At 54.0% G+C, this 15,743-nt stretch carries 16 protein-coding genes and 2 pseudogenes; 9 read left to right on the forward strand and 9 right to left on the reverse strand.

Translation table 11 applies throughout. From position 1 onward, the window contains the following. Positions 1-180 (reverse strand): annotated as a pseudogene (locus tag ACREAY_RS03840) (hypothetical protein); the annotation flags it as partial. 67 nt (positions 181-247) lie between these two features. On the opposite strand from ACREAY_RS03840, the gene ACREAY_RS03845 reads away from it, so the two are divergent. Genes ACREAY_RS03845 through trpA form a run of 3 tightly spaced genes read left to right on the forward strand, consistent with a single transcriptional unit; the run spans position 248 to position 3,084 of the window. Further along, a complete protein-coding gene (locus ACREAY_RS03845; protein WP_431754441.1) occupies positions 248-1,045 on the forward strand; it encodes an indole-3-glycerol phosphate synthase TrpC in 798 nt (265 codons plus the stop codon). A 34-nt stretch (positions 1,046-1,079) separates the two neighbouring features. Continuing rightward, positions 1,080-2,291: a tryptophan synthase subunit beta gene (gene trpB, locus ACREAY_RS03850; RefSeq protein WP_431754442.1), complete on the forward strand. Its 1,212-nt coding sequence runs from the start codon at positions 1,080-1,082 to the stop codon at positions 2,289-2,291. After that, positions 2,281-3,084 carry a tryptophan synthase subunit alpha gene (gene trpA / locus ACREAY_RS03855; RefSeq protein WP_431754443.1) on the forward strand — a complete coding sequence of 268 codons (804 nt, stop codon included), beginning with the start codon at positions 2,281-2,283 and terminating at the stop codon, positions 3,082-3,084. Before trpB ends, trpA begins: the two co-directional genes overlap by 11 nt. 581 nt (positions 3,085-3,665) lie before the next feature. On the opposite strand, the gene ACREAY_RS03860 is transcribed toward trpA, so the two are convergent. After that, positions 3,666-3,863 carry a hypothetical protein gene (locus tag ACREAY_RS03860; protein WP_431754444.1) on the reverse strand — a complete coding sequence of 66 codons (198 nt, stop codon included), beginning with the start codon at positions 3,861-3,863 and terminating at the stop codon, positions 3,666-3,668. 226 nt (positions 3,864-4,089) lie between these two features. Here ACREAY_RS03860 and ACREAY_RS03865 point away from each other — a divergent pair, with 226 nt between their 5' ends. The 3 genes from ACREAY_RS03865 (at position 4,090) to ypfJ (ending at position 6,004) form a co-directional block, all read left to right on the forward strand. After that, positions 4,090-4,419 carry a hypothetical protein gene (locus ACREAY_RS03865; RefSeq protein WP_431754445.1) on the forward strand — a complete coding sequence of 110 codons (330 nt, stop codon included), beginning with the start codon at positions 4,090-4,092 and terminating at the stop codon, positions 4,417-4,419. A gap of 224 nt (positions 4,420-4,643) precedes the next feature. Then, positions 4,644-4,865, forward strand: a complete 222-nt coding sequence (locus ACREAY_RS03870; protein ID WP_431754446.1) for a hypothetical protein — start codon at positions 4,644-4,646, stop codon at positions 4,863-4,865. A gap of 299 nt (positions 4,866-5,164) precedes the next feature. Further along, complete coding sequence (gene ypfJ / locus ACREAY_RS03875; RefSeq protein ID WP_431754447.1) at positions 5,165-6,004, forward strand: KPN_02809 family neutral zinc metallopeptidase; 840 nt, start codon at positions 5,165-5,167, stop codon at positions 6,002-6,004. A 162-nt stretch (positions 6,005-6,166) separates the two neighbouring features. Here the strand turns inward: ypfJ and ACREAY_RS03880 are convergent, their stop codons facing one another. The 5 genes from ACREAY_RS03880 to ACREAY_RS03900 all read right to left on the reverse strand — a co-directional run bounded on the left by ACREAY_RS03880 (position 6,167) and on the right by ACREAY_RS03900 (position 11,710). Then, positions 6,167-6,544 (reverse strand): hypothetical protein, encoded by a 378-nt coding sequence (locus ACREAY_RS03880; RefSeq protein WP_431754448.1) that lies wholly within the window; start codon positions 6,542-6,544, stop codon positions 6,167-6,169. 836 nt (positions 6,545-7,380) lie between these two features. Next, the gene (locus tag ACREAY_RS03885; protein ID WP_431754449.1) at positions 7,381-9,183 is read right to left on the reverse strand and encodes a peptidoglycan DD-metalloendopeptidase family protein; all 1,803 of its coding nucleotides are present in this window, start codon (positions 9,181-9,183) and stop codon (positions 7,381-7,383) included. Between the two features lie 845 nt (positions 9,184-10,028). Then, entirely contained in the window at positions 10,029-10,352 is a 324-nt protein-coding gene (locus tag ACREAY_RS03890) for a hypothetical protein (protein WP_431754450.1), read from the reverse strand. A gap of 25 nt (positions 10,353-10,377) precedes the next feature. Then, a complete protein-coding gene (locus ACREAY_RS03895; RefSeq protein ID WP_431754451.1) occupies positions 10,378-11,214 on the reverse strand; it encodes a hypothetical protein in 837 nt (278 codons plus the stop codon). A 256-nt stretch (positions 11,215-11,470) separates the two neighbouring features. Beyond that, a complete protein-coding gene (locus tag ACREAY_RS03900; protein ID WP_431754452.1) occupies positions 11,471-11,710 on the reverse strand; it encodes a hypothetical protein in 240 nt (79 codons plus the stop codon). Between the two features lie 131 nt (positions 11,711-11,841). Between ACREAY_RS03900 and ACREAY_RS03905 the strand changes: the two are divergent. Together ACREAY_RS03905 and radA are read left to right on the forward strand one after the other, a co-directional pair. Further along, a pseudogene (locus tag ACREAY_RS03905) lies at positions 11,842-11,979 on the forward strand (DUF5679 domain-containing protein); the annotation flags it as partial. A 194-nt stretch (positions 11,980-12,173) separates the two neighbouring features. Further along, complete coding sequence (gene radA / locus ACREAY_RS03910) at positions 12,174-13,187, forward strand: DNA repair and recombination protein RadA (protein WP_431754453.1); 1,014 nt, start codon at positions 12,174-12,176, stop codon at positions 13,185-13,187. Between the two features lies 1 nt (position 13,188). Here the strand turns inward: radA and trpD are convergent, their stop codons facing one another. Next, positions 13,189-14,259 (reverse strand): anthranilate phosphoribosyltransferase, encoded by a 1,071-nt coding sequence (gene trpD, locus ACREAY_RS03915; RefSeq protein ID WP_431754454.1) that lies wholly within the window; start codon positions 14,257-14,259, stop codon positions 13,189-13,191. Then, positions 14,256-14,861 carry an anthranilate synthase component II gene (locus tag ACREAY_RS03920; RefSeq protein ID WP_431754455.1) on the reverse strand — a complete coding sequence of 202 codons (606 nt, stop codon included), beginning with the start codon at positions 14,859-14,861 and terminating at the stop codon, positions 14,256-14,258. Before ACREAY_RS03920 ends, trpD begins: the two co-directional genes overlap by 4 nt. A gap of 195 nt (positions 14,862-15,056) precedes the next feature. Between ACREAY_RS03920 and ACREAY_RS03925 the strand changes: the two genes are divergently transcribed. Beyond that, positions 15,057-15,743: type II glyceraldehyde-3-phosphate dehydrogenase (locus ACREAY_RS03925; protein ID WP_431754456.1), on the forward strand; the 687-nt coding region annotated here is incomplete at its 3' end.

Below are 15,743 nucleotides of genomic sequence, written 5' to 3' on the forward strand. Positions count from 1 at the left end.
GCCTATGCCTGCGGTGCCTATCACCTGCATGATGGTCAGCGGGAACCTGTCAGGGTCGCTTGCGGCTTCTGAAAACACATGCAGTATCTGGTCGACCTGGGCCTGCCGGTGGGGCAGCTCCTCCGGCACGAACCGGGGCGACAACTTGGCTCTGTCACGGAAAATCGCGCTTTCTGGCATTGGCTGGCATTTTTTTCTCGCCGCACTATATATAGAATTATAACGTCGCGGGCCTGAACTGCTGTCCATGAGCAGGTTTGCCAAGGCCGGCGACACGATAGAGCGACTGGTGGAAAACTCGTTCAAGGCCATAGACGACGGCGCATATGACCTGAAGAGAGAAGTCACGCACGACGCATTGAGCCTGAGAAAGGCGATATTCTCGTGCCCCCACGCCCCGCTAATAACCGAGGTCAAGTTCTCGTCGCCATCTCGAGGCCAGATCCGCAATTTTGGCACGCCCGCAGAAATAGCGCTGGCGATGGCAGAGGCCGGCGCGACCGCCCTCTCTGTTCTCACGCAGCCGTACATGTTTGACGGCTCTGTCAGCAACCTGCTTGCGGTAAGAAAGGCAGTCTCCATCCCGCTTTTGATGAAAGACATCATCGTAAGCGAGGTCCAGATAGACGCGGCCAAGAGGGCCGGCGCCGACTGCATACTGCTGATAAAGGCGGTGTTTGACCGCAACCTGGCAGAATCGAGCATCGATAAACTGCTCGACCATGCAAAAAAGAAAGAGTTGCATGTGCTGGTGGAGGCGCACACCGAGCAGGAATACGGCGAGTCGCTAAAGTCCGGCTATGAATTCGTTGGCATCAACAACCGCAACCTGGCCGACCTGAAGGTTGACATTTCAAACACAGAGCGGCTGGTAAAAAAGCACGGCAAGGGCAAGAGCGTCATAATCAGCGAAAGCGGCATTGCCAAGCCGGAAGACGTGCAGTACCTGCGCAGAGCCGGCGCGGACGCGTTTTTGGTAGGCACGAGCATCATGGAGACCGGCGACATTGGCGCCAAGGTGGCCGAGCTGTACAACGCCCTGTGAATATTAATAACCCTTGGCCGCTACTCTGGCTGCGATGCTTGGCAGCTACCCCGTCGGAGGCAAGTTCGGGAAATACGGCGGCAAGTACATACCAGAGACGCTGGCGCCGGCCGTGAGCGAGCTTGAATCTGCCTATGAAAAGTATCGAAGCGACGCCGATTTCCAGAAGGAACTGCATTACTATCTCACTCAATACGCCGGAAGGCCCACGCCACTCTATTTTGCAAAGAACCTGACAGAGCACGCAGGCGGGGCCAGGATCTTTTTAAAACGCGAGGATTTGTTGCACGGTGGCGCCCACAAGACCAACAACACGCTCGGGCAGGCGCTGCTCGCAAAAAAGATGGGCAAACAGCGCATAATAGCAGAGACGGGCGCCGGCCAGCACGGCGTAGGCACCGCTATAGCCTGCTCTGTCCTTGGCCTGCCTTCAGAGGTGTACATGGGGTCAAAGGATGTCGAGCGGCAAAAGCTCAACGTCTTTCGCATGGAGATTCTCGGGGCAAAAGTGCATCCCGTCGACTCGGGCACAAAGACGCTAAAGGACGCCATCAACGAGGCGATAAGGGACTGGATATCAAACGTGCAGACGACGTATTACCTGATAGGCTCCGTCGTGGGCCCGCACCCGTACCCGATGATGGTGCGCGATTTTCAGAGCGTCATCGGAAGCGAAGTAAAGGAGCAGATGAGGCAGGAATACGGCAGGCTGCCAAGCGCCATAGTCGCCTGCGTCGGTGGCGGCAGCAACGCGATGGGCTCTTTTTACCCGTTCCTCGACGACTCGGACGTCAGGCTGTGCGGTGTGGAGGCAGGGGGCAAGGGCGTCAGGACAGGCAAGCACTCGGCGACGCTCTGCGCCGGAAGCGAGGGCGTTCTCCACGGCATGTTCACCTACCTTTTGCAGGACGAAAAGGGGCAGGTCATTGATACGCACAGCATCTCGGCTGGCCTCGACTATCCAGGAGTCGGCCCCGAGCATTCGATGCTCAAAGACATCAGCCGGGCGACGTACGTGCCTTGCACTGACGACGAGGCCGTGGGCGCCTTTATGAAACTCTCCAAGCTTGAAGGCATAATCCCCGCGCTAGAGTCGTCGCACGCAATAGCGCACGCGATAAAGATGGCAAAAGAGATGGACAAAGACGAGATGATAGTCGTGACGCTGTCCGGCAGGGGCGACAAGGACGTGACGGTCGTGCAGGACTATTTGAACTCGAAAAAGGGCCGCAGGCATGCAAGATAGGATTGCAGCAACATTCCAGATGCTGCAGGGCAAGTGCGCTCTTGCCTGCTATGTCGTGGCAGGCTATCCTGACGTCAAGGCGACGGCTGATATCGTTGACGCGCTTGTCGCAGGCGGCGCGGACATAATCGAACTTGGCATACCGTTTTCAGACCCGATAGCAGACGGGCCGACGATACAGCAGGCGTCACACCAGGCGCTGGAAGCCGGCGTGACGCCGGAAAAGGCGCTTGCCATCGCCAAGGCCGTGAGAAAGAGGCACCCTGCGCTTCCGCTGCTGGCCATGACCTACTCTAACATCCTGGTGCACGCAGGCATGGACAACTTTATGAAACGCGCAGGGGACTGCGGCATCGACGGCTTTATCCTGCCGGACCTGCCGGTAGAAGAGGCCGCAGACTATATTGCTTCTGCAAAAAAGCACGGCATGGCGACGGTGTTCCTAGCGTCGCCCAACACGTCTGACGACAGGCTCCGAAATATTGCGACCAAGTCGTCCGGCTTTATGTACCTGGTCTCCGTCTATGGCATAACCGGCGCACGCCGGACTTTTGAAGGGTATACTGCCGGCGCAATAAAGAGGGCAAAGGACGCTGCAGGCTCAAAGATACCTGTGGGCGTGGGCTTTGGCATAAGCACGCCGGCGCACGCAAAATTCATGATAGGCGCAGGGGCTGACGCGATAATCGTCGGCAGCGCCATTGTAGACAGGATTGCAAGGGCAAAGAACCGGCGCGCCATGCTTGCCGAGCTACGAGTGTTTGCGGCGTCTCTGAAAAGGGCCTGCCGCTAGCGCGCGTTTCCAGTGGAAACATGGCAAAAATAATCGTTCTTTAATACTGCCTGCAGCCGCTGCGTAAAATGTGCGGCGGGAAAGGCACTAGTGTGTGTTTCCAGTGTATACAAAAACGCTGGTAGCTGTTAGTTCTTTTATGGCTGCTGGTCCGTACACATTTGTGGACTTTTTGGTATCTGGAAGTCTGGTAGCAGCCAGTAAAAAACAGGGGCAAATCCCACATATTCACATCTTTTGCCGATGGCGATCTTTTAGCCAGTGCTTGATTCAATGCCAGCAGGCTTTGCATCGCAATGGTCCTACGTGCCGGCAGATTCCGGATTTATTGGAATCGTTGTCGATGATGCAATGCCGGAAGCGTCAACTGCCGTTATGATCTGCTCCCCTTCGCCTTCCGTTTCATTAATGGCAGTTTCGACTTCAAAAGTTCCCGCTGAATCCGTGATTATTGTGGAAGGGGTTGTTTGCAATTGCGTATCTCTGTTCAATGTCAGAGTAATCTCTTCGTTGGGAGTAAACCCGAATCCTGCAATGGTCGCCGGCTCACCCAGCGAGTAGGGGTTGGGGAGTATGGTTATCTAAGGAGAATTTGCCGTCCCCGGCAATGCCGAGCCGTTGCCGCCGGGCAAAGATGCGTCCTCGTCGTTCTGCGCGGGAGTCGAGCCGGGCGGCCGCGTTACTGAAAGGGCATAGAGGACGGAGACGAGGATTCCCGCTCCGATTGCTCCTATTATGACGTACTTTTTGACGCTGCGCGTGCTGCTCTTTCCCGCCATCTGCATATTTTTTGCATCATGAATAGTTAAAGGGTCGGAATCGCGTTGAGGTTTCAGAAAGCAAAAGTTTGTTCTATTGCTTGCACGAGTAATCCTGCAGCTGCCTTTCACCTATGCTGATCTACGTCAATGCCTGCATTATGCGTACATAGCACAAGAGTTCAGGTAGCAGCCCAGTTTCTATTTCGAATATGCTTATGTACAAGCCGCCCGCTTGGATTCATTATTGGGGTCGCTAGTTGTCGAGTCGAAAATGAGCGCGCCTGACGCCTATAACACTGCCCAAAAGTACATCCGGGCAACTTCTCTGGAGATAAAGGAGACCGCCGGCAACGAGAAGATCGTCGCTGGCGGCGAAAGGCAGTATGACACGACGATTCTGATAATCCTGCTCCTCCTGGTAGGCATATTTGCCTTGATCTATTATTTTACAAGAAAGAAAAACACTTTGGCAGTGAGTGTTACGTCAAGGGATCAGGGAAGTGCCGTAAGCATCGTGGCAGAAGGGCCAAAAGCAGAAGCCGTCATGCAATTCCTGTCAGAGATATTGCGCTAACTGAAGACACCAGAATCTTGGCCGCAACGCCCTGCCTTTGAACTGTCGTTACATGCGTTATGGGGGAGGCAGGATTGGTATCTCTTTTGGCCTGAAATGCCGAGGCGAGATTTCTTTATTCTTGAACGGGTTTAGCGATATCTGGTGGCTGGATGCTCCTTTAGCAGTTAAAAAAAGAAAAGTCTGTTAGTAACAGTTTAATTATTTTTTGGCAATAAAGGTTCATGGCTAATGAGAAGAAGAATGTAGAAAAACAAAGCCCGAGCGCTGGAGAGAAAAGCGGCAATCCCAACAAGTACAGTGAGCTGATGAAGCGGCAATGGGGTGATACAACTGAAGAAAGGGCAAAGTATCAGGCGGAGCATCAAAAGGACATTGATAAAATAGTAGAGGCAAGAAAGCGAGAACTCGATGCAGAAGACAGAGCGGCGGGAAAAGAAGAATAATCGCATCAAAGCACGAATGGTAGTGTCCTTCAAAACCCCCATCGTTGCGTAACCTGACGGCGGCGCAGTACCGGACTCTCCAGGGCTTTTGCCATTGTAAGGTATGCAAACAGTTTACGAGAAACGGCTCGACCGTCGACCCTGCGGCCGGCGTGGCATCAAAGCCTTTGTATAAACATCACGACGCTATAGCCGTGCGTTGCCTTGTCGCACGTTTCCCACTAAAAAGAGTTTTTGCATAAAGTATCTGAGAGTTTAAATCTTTTCCCGGGATCTGAAAATAGAGTAACGATAGGCAAATGCGGTGGAGACAAGGCAGAAAGAGCTCAAATATCGAGGACAGAAGGGGGATGAGAGTGCCAATGAAGGCCGTCGGAGGGGGAATAGGCGGCCTTATAGTACTCGTAATTGCACTGCTGCTGGGCGCCGACCCCGGCCAGGTTTCAAACATAGATCCAGCCTCAAACTTTGACCCTGCATCGCTTTCCGCCGAAGACAGGGAACTTGCCGATTTCGTTTCTGTCGTGCTTGCAGACACGGAGGACACGTGGAGCGTACTGTTTGCCGCCGACGACCGCGAGTACCGAGAACCCACGCTTGTTTTATTCACAGGCGCAGTCGAATCCGCATGCGGGTTCGCCCAGTCCGCGGTAGGGCCTTTTTACTGCCCTGCCGACGAGAAGGTGTACATAGACCTGAGCTTTTACAGGGACCTCAAAGACAGGCATGGCGCTCCGGGTGACTTTGCCCAGGCATACGTCATCGCGCACGAGGTGGGGCACCACGTGCAGAACCTGCTCGGCATTTCAGAGCAGGTGCAGAGCGCGCAGGAGGGGCTCGGCACTATCGACGCGAACAGGCTCTCTGTCATGCAGGAGCTGCAGGCAGATTGTTTTGCGGGCGTCTGGGCACATAACGCCGACGAGGCAAGAGACCTTCTCGAGCAAGGCGACGTAGAGGAAGGCCTGAATGCCGCAAGCAGCATCGGAGATGACCGGCTTCAGATGGAATCGCAGGGCAGAGTAACGCCCGACTCGTTCACGCACGGCAGCTCCGCGCAGAGGGTAAGCTGGTTCCAGACCGGGCTTGAATCCGGCGACATCAATTCCTGTAATACCTTTGATGCCGCGAATCCGTAAAAACTCCAGAGGAATCGAAAGGCTCTGTTTCCTCATTCTTTAAGTCATCAAGCGAGACGACACCATCACGGTAAGGACGATTAGGCTTCTGTGCAAGAGGGACTGTAGTTCCTCATCAGATGCATACCAAGACAATTTGGTACGCAGTGAATAATTAAATGGTCATCCGGCGAGAGGCGTGGTTTTACTTCTCCCGGCCCGTGCTGCCTCTATGCTCTTTGCACCTCCAAGCCCGAGTAGCCCAAGCCCGATTATGAATCCGAGAACTGGACCCGGGAACACGATGACTGCAAAGAACTCTGTAACTATCAAGCCATATGCCAAGCCGGTGACGCCGCTTGCAGCCAACAATCCTGCCACCAGAAATGACCTCTGCTTCCATGATACAATAAACGCCACCATCGCCATCACAATGGCGCCTATCCCGGGCCATGGAGCAAGCCCCGTCCGTAGCGCCCCGCCGCTTGCAGTAACAGTCAGAAATAAAGCAAGTGTTGCCGCGGCCAGTCCCACAGCCAATACGAGTTTTGAATTTCTCATGGCGCAATCCTCAACCTGATCATTACGGACGTTATACATACGCCTTGTGCCATAACAAAAAGCAGCACAAATCTAGGAGGAAAAAGGGGGATTATTTTTTATTGACAAGGAGTAAAAATACTCCCCCCTTTTCGTGCTCAACTTTGTACGCATGATGTCCGTTATGATGTAGGGGCAATGGATGTAAAACGGTGGGCTAATCACTACTCCTTTTTGTGCAAGAGATTGTGCGGCCTTGGGTCAATGAGTTACAAGCTACTCTTGTTATTCAGTGCCGGACTACAATTACGCACTTCCTATTAGGGACAGCACAAGTTACTATGCCAATGAGAGACGCAGCGCTAATCGTACTGGTAATAGTAGCAGCGGCAGCTATGTTTGGAGTGGTAGCTATCAGCGCAGCTCAATCAGCAGACGCATGGCATACCCTATTTCAGAGCAAAAAGGAATGTGTAAACTTTATGAAAACAGTATTAGGCAATACCACCGCCCAAGCTAATGTAATGTGCCAAAAGGTTGCACCGCACTAACAACCACAACTAATGCCAATAACAGCCGGTAGGATGGTTAGAGTGCATCACACGCGGAAATGCCTTTTTGTCCGTTATGAATCAGTAAGAAAAACATAGCCCGCATGTCAGATTTCTTCTTTCGCAAAGTAGTTCAGCGAAATCGGCGTCGAGTCGTTGCTGACTCTATCATTTATCGACTGCAGATTGCCCAGCCAGAACCGCTTTCTGTCAGCGTCCAAATCCACGAGCCGGGTCACGGCTTTATCTTGTCAATGTCTTCTATGCGGCGCCACAGTACGATAATTGGCAGACATTGGATGCTACTCACTTTGTCCAACATGCACCGAAGCGGTGGCTATTACCAGATGCATATCCGGTGACTACTCTTGTGAGATAACCGCTTGCCAGTTTGGAGTCGAACTCTGCCTGGAACTGCGAGCTGGTCAGCCCGTGCCGCGCCACGAAAGACAAAGCGACCTTTTGATGCCAGATGCCGGTGAACCGCACGCCGCCGCTGTGTTGGTAGGCGTTGAGATAAACCAGCTTCCTGCCTGCCTTGACGTTGGCGTCAAATTCCGACTGGTATTCGGCCGGCGTCATAAAGTTCTTTGTCCAATAGCTGCCGACGTTCCGCTTTTCATACACTGCAGCATACGTCCTGTTCCCGCCCGGCGAGACGACAGAGATGTTGACTGGCACCCAGCCCTGAGCGGTCATATCGTTGAAGAGCTGCTGGTGTGCTGCAGCGTTCCGACCATGATATGCAGTGAACGACGGTCCGGCTCCCTTGGTAAAGATGGCGGCATAGCGCACCGCACCACCTTCTAAGTAACTCTCAATATGCGTAAGACGGTAACCTTGTCCAGTCCACTGGTTAAACTGGTCCTGGTAGGCAGCGGAGGTCATGCCGTGCCGGGCGACCCACGCCACTCCACCGGCAGGCCGAAAGATCACATTGAAGAACGTCTTGCCGCCTACTTCATAGCCATCGACCCAGACAAGGCGGTACCCGCTTCCTGCTATCTTGTCAAACTCGGTCTGATACGAGGCTGAGGGGATACCGCAGCGTGTGATCTCGCCCCAGCCCGGCGGGTACCAGGCGGGAGCGGTGGCGGCGGGCCAGAGGGCCATCTCCGTCTTGGCAAAACCATGACCCTGACACCTGAACCACGGACCAGATGGATCCGGGGGACTGAAGGCACTGCGGTCTATTACCCACGCATTGTGCCAGGGTAGCGGCCGCAATGGGCCCTGCCAAGGCTGTGTGGCCTCAATCGAGTGAACGTGCAGATGCGGATTGCTAGAATTACCAGAATTTCCTGCCAGCCCCAGAAAATCGCCGGCTTTGACGGCTGCGCCTACCGACATAAACGCCGGATTTAGAGAACCCTTCTTGAAATGGGCATATACCACGACCTCATCACCATGCTGTATCCAAAAGTGGTTTCCCTCCACAGGATCGGGTGTGGGTGTCTGCTTGCCCATTGTCGTGTTGTCATTCATGGTATTCAGAAACGACTTTACTGTGCCATCTGCCATGGCATAGATCGGCTTGCCCCAGATCCGGTAGTTTTCGTTCTTATCGTCCGTTTTGCCCGGCAGGACTTCGGTCCAGCCGGTATTTTCTGCGTTGCGACCAATGACGCCCATGTCGTATGCAAAGAGTTGGCTACCGTCACCTGCGGCTGCATGGCCGGCGCCGCGGCCTGCCCAGTACTCACCCTGTCGCAGGTCGCTGGCTGCCGCCGGGAAGAGAAAGCTCTTTGCCGGCACCGGACTTTCGTGCGGGGCAAGGTTGTATGCCCCCTTCCACGGAACCCCAAAGCCTTCACAGCTCACCTCGACTGTCATCTTGGAAGGTGCCGGCTGTGGCAGGAGAACGCTGTCGGCGGGCTGGAAGAACCACACACCGGTTGTTGCCGGTGATATGGACAAGTTTGGTGCGTACGAGACGGCACTGACGGCAGGCGGGCCAGTGAAGACCAGGCGGACCTTGGTCACCTTCACGGACTTACTCTCGTTATTTGTGACGAATATCTTGAGCGACAACTGGCCCTGGCGAACGTCTCCAGATTTCTTCGGAGCCATCGCGAGGTAGACGATGCGACCCGACTCCTCAGGCTCCACGACGACCGAGACCTTTGGGGAGGTTGTAGACATATCACAGTAATACACGAAGTTGATAATAAAGAATCCCGTAACGGGCACTGTTAACTATATGGGCGATGAAAGGTGAACGATAAAGGGCATCGCCCTCCTTTCAGGCATATTCGATTGTCCTTGAGAATAATAGAGACGCCATACCCTTTCAACAGTTTAACGTTATAGTGGCTCTTGCCTGCAACCGTCATAACGAAAGTAGTGATTATCCAAGCTATAGCTTTTGTGCTATATTCAATAGGCAATAGTGACATTCCCGCGCTTTCTTTTGACACGAATCTTTTAATCATTCAGAAGGATGTGTGTCATTACGAGACGTTACCAGCAACTTGGCTACATTATCCTAATAGTGGGAAATCTTTTGTTAATCTTAAATGTGGCATGGTATATTTTTGGTCTAAAGACAGTTAGTGATCCCAACTATTGCGGGAATAATATCGATAACATCGGCAGTGGTACATGCTGGTACCCGAGCCAATGGGGATTTTGGGACAAGACAATCATCGGCACGTCCATCACAGTCATCGGAGTTGGCATACTCGTTCTTGACTGGATAAAGAGGCCGATACCTGCAGCATAGAAATATCGCGGGGCGGGAATTGCTTTCCTACATATGGCCACAAAAACGGCACAAGTTTACGCAGAGTGAGCGTTAGCCCACCGCTTAGCGCCATCATTACCTACATTATGTGTACAAATCCCCGAGGGAAAAGGGGAGATTGTATTTTTTTACTCCTTGTCAATAAAAATGGTAATCCCCCTTTCGAACTCCTTGTCCATGAACTCTCCAGGATCTCTGGCTCACGCTTTTTTCATGGCAGCACAAGCCCCGACTGGTCATTTGCAAACAGCATGTTGTTGAGCGTCACCTGAAAGCGCTGGCCGTTGTGCTCGACTATCACTTCAATGTCGTCAAGCGACTCTGACGTTCTGTCGCCTTCCCTCTTTTTGATTGCGACGTGTATGGCCTCGTGCGACACGAGCGCGTCCATGAAAGACTCGATATATGCAAAGCTGTTGACGCCGGCCTTGGCGTCCTGCGCGGACTGGATGACAAGCATCGTTTCGCCGTGATAGGTGAAATACGCCGGCGAGCCGTCGATGGCGCAGGCAAGCGCAAAGTCGTTGATTGCCAATGCACCTTTTTAGAACGGTTGTAACTTAATCCTTTTCGCTGTAAAGCAGCTTCAATTCGTCAAGGGTGAGCTTTGATCCAGATTCCAGTTTCTTCCTCGCAGTCTCTTTTACCTTGAACAGCGCGTCGCTTGGCAAGTTGTAGCCGTACTCCTCGCGCTGCTTTTTCCTCATCACAGACATCTCGTCGAGCCGGGCGTTAAGCGCGCCAAACTGCTTGACCGTGCCTTCGTAGGCCGCGAGGTGAGAGTCGCGCTCTGCCGCAAGCCCGCGCTTGGCGTCATACAGCCGGTCCAGCTTGCCGTTTATCTCGGCGCCCCTGGCCCGAAGGCTGTCGTGCTCGTCGTTGAGCGCCTTTATCGCGCCGCTGATGGCTGCCGACTCTGTCGCCAGCTGCACATACTGGTCCTTTATCGTGCGCGTGGCCTTTATCGCCTCCATCTTCATCGAAGCCGCTTTTACACGTGAAAGTATCTCGCCTTTTTCGCGCTCGCCCTTGAATTCCTTGTTGTCGATGAGCGCCTGGTTTGCAGATATCGCCGCCTGCAGGTCTTCCTCCTTTTCTTGCGGAAGGCGCGCCTCCATCAGGCTCAAAAAGTTCTTGGCCTGAGACATCTTTTCGCTCACGGCAAGAAGGTCGGCGTTGCGCCTGTCGACCTCGGCCCGGATCTGGCGCATCCTTTCGGTTGCCGAATCAAGGATCCCTTTTTGCTCCCTTATGCCGGAGATGATGTTTCGGATCTGGTTCCTGTCGATGTCGACCAGCCGGTCCGTCAGGCCCTTCAGCTCGGCGGCAACGTTTCGCTTCAGCGCTACGAGCTCGTCCCAGTTGAGCGCCTCCAGTGCCTTGCCGTCGGCTGACAAACTGTCATACATATCAGTAAAAATACTATAAATATCTAGTCATGAGGCAGGCGGCAACTGTGCGCGTTTTTTATGGAGATTAAATATGAGGGCTGTAGGCGGGGAGCGAGAAATTCGACGTTGTGCCTACAACCCCCTTGCTTGACTCTGTCTCTCTTACTAAGAGTTTACAATAATAGTCTTCTAGCTAGGTTTTCCGCATTTAGTGAACAAACTGGTCATTCAGGGGCATTTTAATGGCCGCAATGTTCACGTGCTACTGCGGCGCCACCCGGACGGGCATGCCGCCCTCATGCCAAATAGCAGAGCGCAGGTCTGAAATCCGCTTGCTATTTTCACCAATATTGCGAAATGCAGAGCCAAGCGCCAGTTTTTCATGCTTGACGTATGCCGATTTCAGAACACCTGCAAGCATGGCACGGCAACGATTTCCACCAATGACATGCGGCGGGACAAGCTTTCTAGCCTGTTTTTCCATAAAATTAGCTTCATTCATGTCATCTGATGCAGATTTTTCAGTTCAAAGGCCAGTTTATCCCCAACTTTGCGCCTTATTTCAGGTCAAAAGGCCGATTTTCGGCCATTTTACAGCTAATCTTATATCCAAGCGTGCTTGACCTACGCTTGTTGGCAACGACAGCATATTGTGTAAAGTGTAAAGCAAAGAGGGAAATGAAGGGAGAGAAACAGGTAACCATGAAGAACGGTCGCAACGCGACATCTGGTATATGCACCGTGTGCGGAACCAAGATGTTCAAGATTGGCGGCGGAAGCGCATTGAAGGCAAAGGCCAAGCCGGCAGCAAAGAAGAAGGTTGCCGCAAAGGCAAAAGCAAAGAAGAAAAAGTAACGCTAAGGTCGTCCGGGGAGACCCGGACTTTTTTCTCTGATTTTTCAGGATCCCCCTCTCCCTCGAGTAATCCACGTGTTATATACTTGAAAAGTTGATTACAATCAGAATTGACAGGTTCCAAAAGCGTAGTAGAGTTGGAAATAGAAGACATTGAAGGGGTAGGGCCAACTACTGCCCGCAAAATGAAGGAAGCAGGCATCAGTTCAGTAATGGAACTGGCCACGTCCGTAGCCGACGAGCTGGCCGCAGACCTTGGAGGCTCCAAAGAGGCTGCGTCAAACTTTATCATGGCTGCGCAAAAGCTGCTCAGAGAAAGCGGCATTCTCGATAACGAGTTTACCACCGCAGACGTAGAGCTTGAAAAGAGAAAGTCGCTCCTGCGCTGCACAACCGGCGCCAAGGTGCTCGACGAGCTGCTCCTTGGCGGCATCGAGACGCAGGCGATAACCGAGTTCTATGGCGAATTTGGCTCCGGCAAGTCCCAGATATGCCACACGCTTTGCGTCACGGCGCAGCAGCCGCCTTCGGAAGGCGGCCTTGGCGGCGGCGTGATACTCATAGACACCGAAGGGACCTTCCGGCCTGAAAGGGTCGACCAGATAGCGAAGGCCCGGGGCCTGGACGCCGAGGAGGCGCTAAAGGGCATTGCGATATGCAAGGCCTACAACTCGAGCCACCTGGAGCTCATCGTAAAGTCGATGGGCAAGTACATCGACGATTTCAAGGCCAAGATGATAATCATCGACAGCATCATCTCCTTGCACAGGGCCGAGTTTGCAGGCAGAGGAACGCTTGCCGACAGACAGCAAAGGCTCAACGGCCTCATGCATAAGCTAGTGAGGATAGCCGAGATATACAACGTGGCCGTCATCGTGACAAACCAGGTGCAGTCTACACCGGACACGTTCTTTGGCGACCCGACCAAGCCGGCAGGCGGCAACGTGATAGGCCACGCGTCCACGTACAGGATATATCTGCGCAAGGCCGGCAGCGACCGCGTCGCCAAGATAATCGACTCGCCGTACCACCCGTACAGCGACGCCCGGTTCACCGTGAACGAAAAGGGTGTAGACGACAGCGACGAGGCGCCAAAGAAAAAGTCAGCGAAAGACGAGGACTAGGCTAGAGGAATTTTTTCTCGGCCTGCTCTAATTTTTCCAAGTCGCCACAGCTCGCCACGAGCTGCGCGAGTTTCTTGCCCGCCCTGCCGCTTTTTATCACGCTGCGGGCGATTTCCACCCCTTCCCTCAGGTCTGCAGCAACTTTGCCAACGACGAGAGCGGCCGAGGCGTTGAGGACGACCATGTCCTCTTTTTCAGAAGGTGCCCTGCCATAGATGGCCTGCAAGGTGGACTGGATCGACTCTTCTTTTGTATTTACGACCAGCTGCTCCGGCCGGGCGACCTGCATCCCAAGGACCTTGGGGCTGAGCCGGATGCGCTTTGTCTGGCCGCCTGTCACCCACAGGACGTCGTTTTCGCACGTGTTTGACAATTCATCAAAGCCGTCGGCCGCATGGACCAGCATTGCTTCGCTGATGTAGCCCTGGCAGGCCTCTGCCAGCGTGTCCATGAGGGACGGCTCAAAGACGCCTATCACCTGGCCAGAGATGTTGGTGCACGGGTTGCTCAGCGGGCCCACGACGTTAAAGACAGTCCTGACGCCTATCACCTTCCTTGCAGGCGCGACGTTCTTCATCGCTGGATGGAAGGCCGGCGCAAACAGAAAGCCAATGTCGATGTCTTCGATGGTCTTTTGCACTTTATCAGGATAAGCGCCGAGATCGACGCCGACGTATTCAAGAAAGTCGGCGCTGCCGCACACGCCAGAGACAGAACGGTTGCCGTGCTTGGCCACCTTGGCGCCGGCGGCAGACGCGACTACCGCCGCGGCAGTGCTGACGTTAAAGGTCCGTATCGAGTCGCCCCCCGTCCCGCAGGTGTCGATGAGGGGACCGGCCACGCTGGGCGCAATCCTTGTCGCGTGGCGCCGGACAGACTGCAGTATCGCCCGGATCTCTGCAGGGGTCTCGCCCTTCATGGCAAGCGCGACCAAAAACGATGCTATCGCAGATTCGGAGGTAGAACCGCCCAGGATGGCATCAAGCGTCGCAGACACCTCTTGCTCTGTCAGCTCTGCCCTTGCGACCAGCTTGCGCAGGACCGGCCGCAGGTCTGTTTGCGCGCCCGTCATTTCTTGTCCGCCATCATCGACAAAAAGTTAGAGAGGATCTTGCGGCCCTCGCCTGTAAGTATTGACTCGGGGTGGAACTGGACGCCCTCGATGGGGTATTGCCTGTGCCTTATGCCCATTATCTCGCCGTCGTCAGTCGAGCGCGCGGTGACTTGCAGGCAGTCGGGGATCTTGCCCTTGTCTGCAACGAGTGAGTGGTAGCGCGTCGCCCTGAACGGGTTGCTCACTGCTTCAAAGAGCCGGTCGTCCTTGTATTCGATAGAGCTTGTCTTGCCGTGCCTGACCTTTCCCGCGTTTACCACCTTGCCTCCAAAGGCATGGACAATGCCTTGGTGCCCGAGGCAGACGCCAAGTATCGGCGTCTTGGGCCCCAGCTCCCTGATGACGTCGGTGCAGACGCCAAAGTACTTTTTATCCGCGGGGTGGCCGGGCCCCGGCGATATCACGATGCCGTCCGGCTTCATCTTTTTTATCTGCGCAAGCGTTATCTTGTCGTTGCGGACTACCGTTGGCTCGGCGTCCATCTCGCCCAGCAGCTGGGCTATGTTGTAGACGAACGAATCATAGTTATCTATGACGAGGATCTTTTTCTTTCTGGCCAAAATCTTGCCCTCCGATGTAGAACTAGCTAAACGCCGGCTGCCAAAAGCGACCGCCTCTCTGCATGGCTCTAGAGTTGAAAGGCGCGTGATCGTATTTAAAGCTAGTGCGGGCGATTTTTGAGCAAACCTGCACAAAATAGAGGCTTTTTTGGGAATCTATATAATATATCAGAGACAACAATTGCTTGCCCGATCATGGTCAAGGTTTTCATCAACGGCTACGGAAACATAGGCCGCCGTCTCGCTACCGCGCTTTCTGCCGACAAAGAGATCCAGTTCGTCGGCGTCGCAAAATACACTGTCGACGACAAGGTAAAGGAAGCGCTCGACAACCGCTATAACGTATTTGTGCCGGAAAACATGCTTGGCGCGTTCAGGGAAAAGGGCTACAACGTCGCCGGGCCGGTCAGGGACGCCGTCGCCCAGTGCGACCTGGTAGTCGATGCGGCCAAAGAGGGCGGAGGGTTTGAGAACAAAAAGTCGCTCTACGAGCCGATGGGCAAGGCCGCGATATTTCAGGGAGGCGAGGACAGGCACGGCGACGCGGCCGTGGCCGACATGATTCACAATTCCAGGGTCAACTTTTCAAAAGCAGCCGGCAGGAAATACGTAATCCAGGGCTCTTGCAACGTGTCGGGAATGGGCAGGATAATGCAGCCGCTCATCGAAAAGTTCGGCCCGCGCATAAAACGCTACGACGTTTCTTTGATAAGGAGGTGGGCGGACCTTGAGGACACCAAGGCGGTCAAGGACTCTATAGAGTGGGACAGGCAGCCGCACCACCAGGACGACGTCAAGGACTTTATCCCTGATGCGAATTTGTACGTCGACGCGTTCAAGGTGCCGTCGCGGATGATGCACCTGCACCACATGACCATACGC

The organism is Nitrososphaera sp. (genome assembly GCF_050748925.1).
GTDB lineage: Archaea > Thermoproteota > Nitrososphaeria > Nitrososphaerales > Nitrososphaeraceae > Nitrososphaera.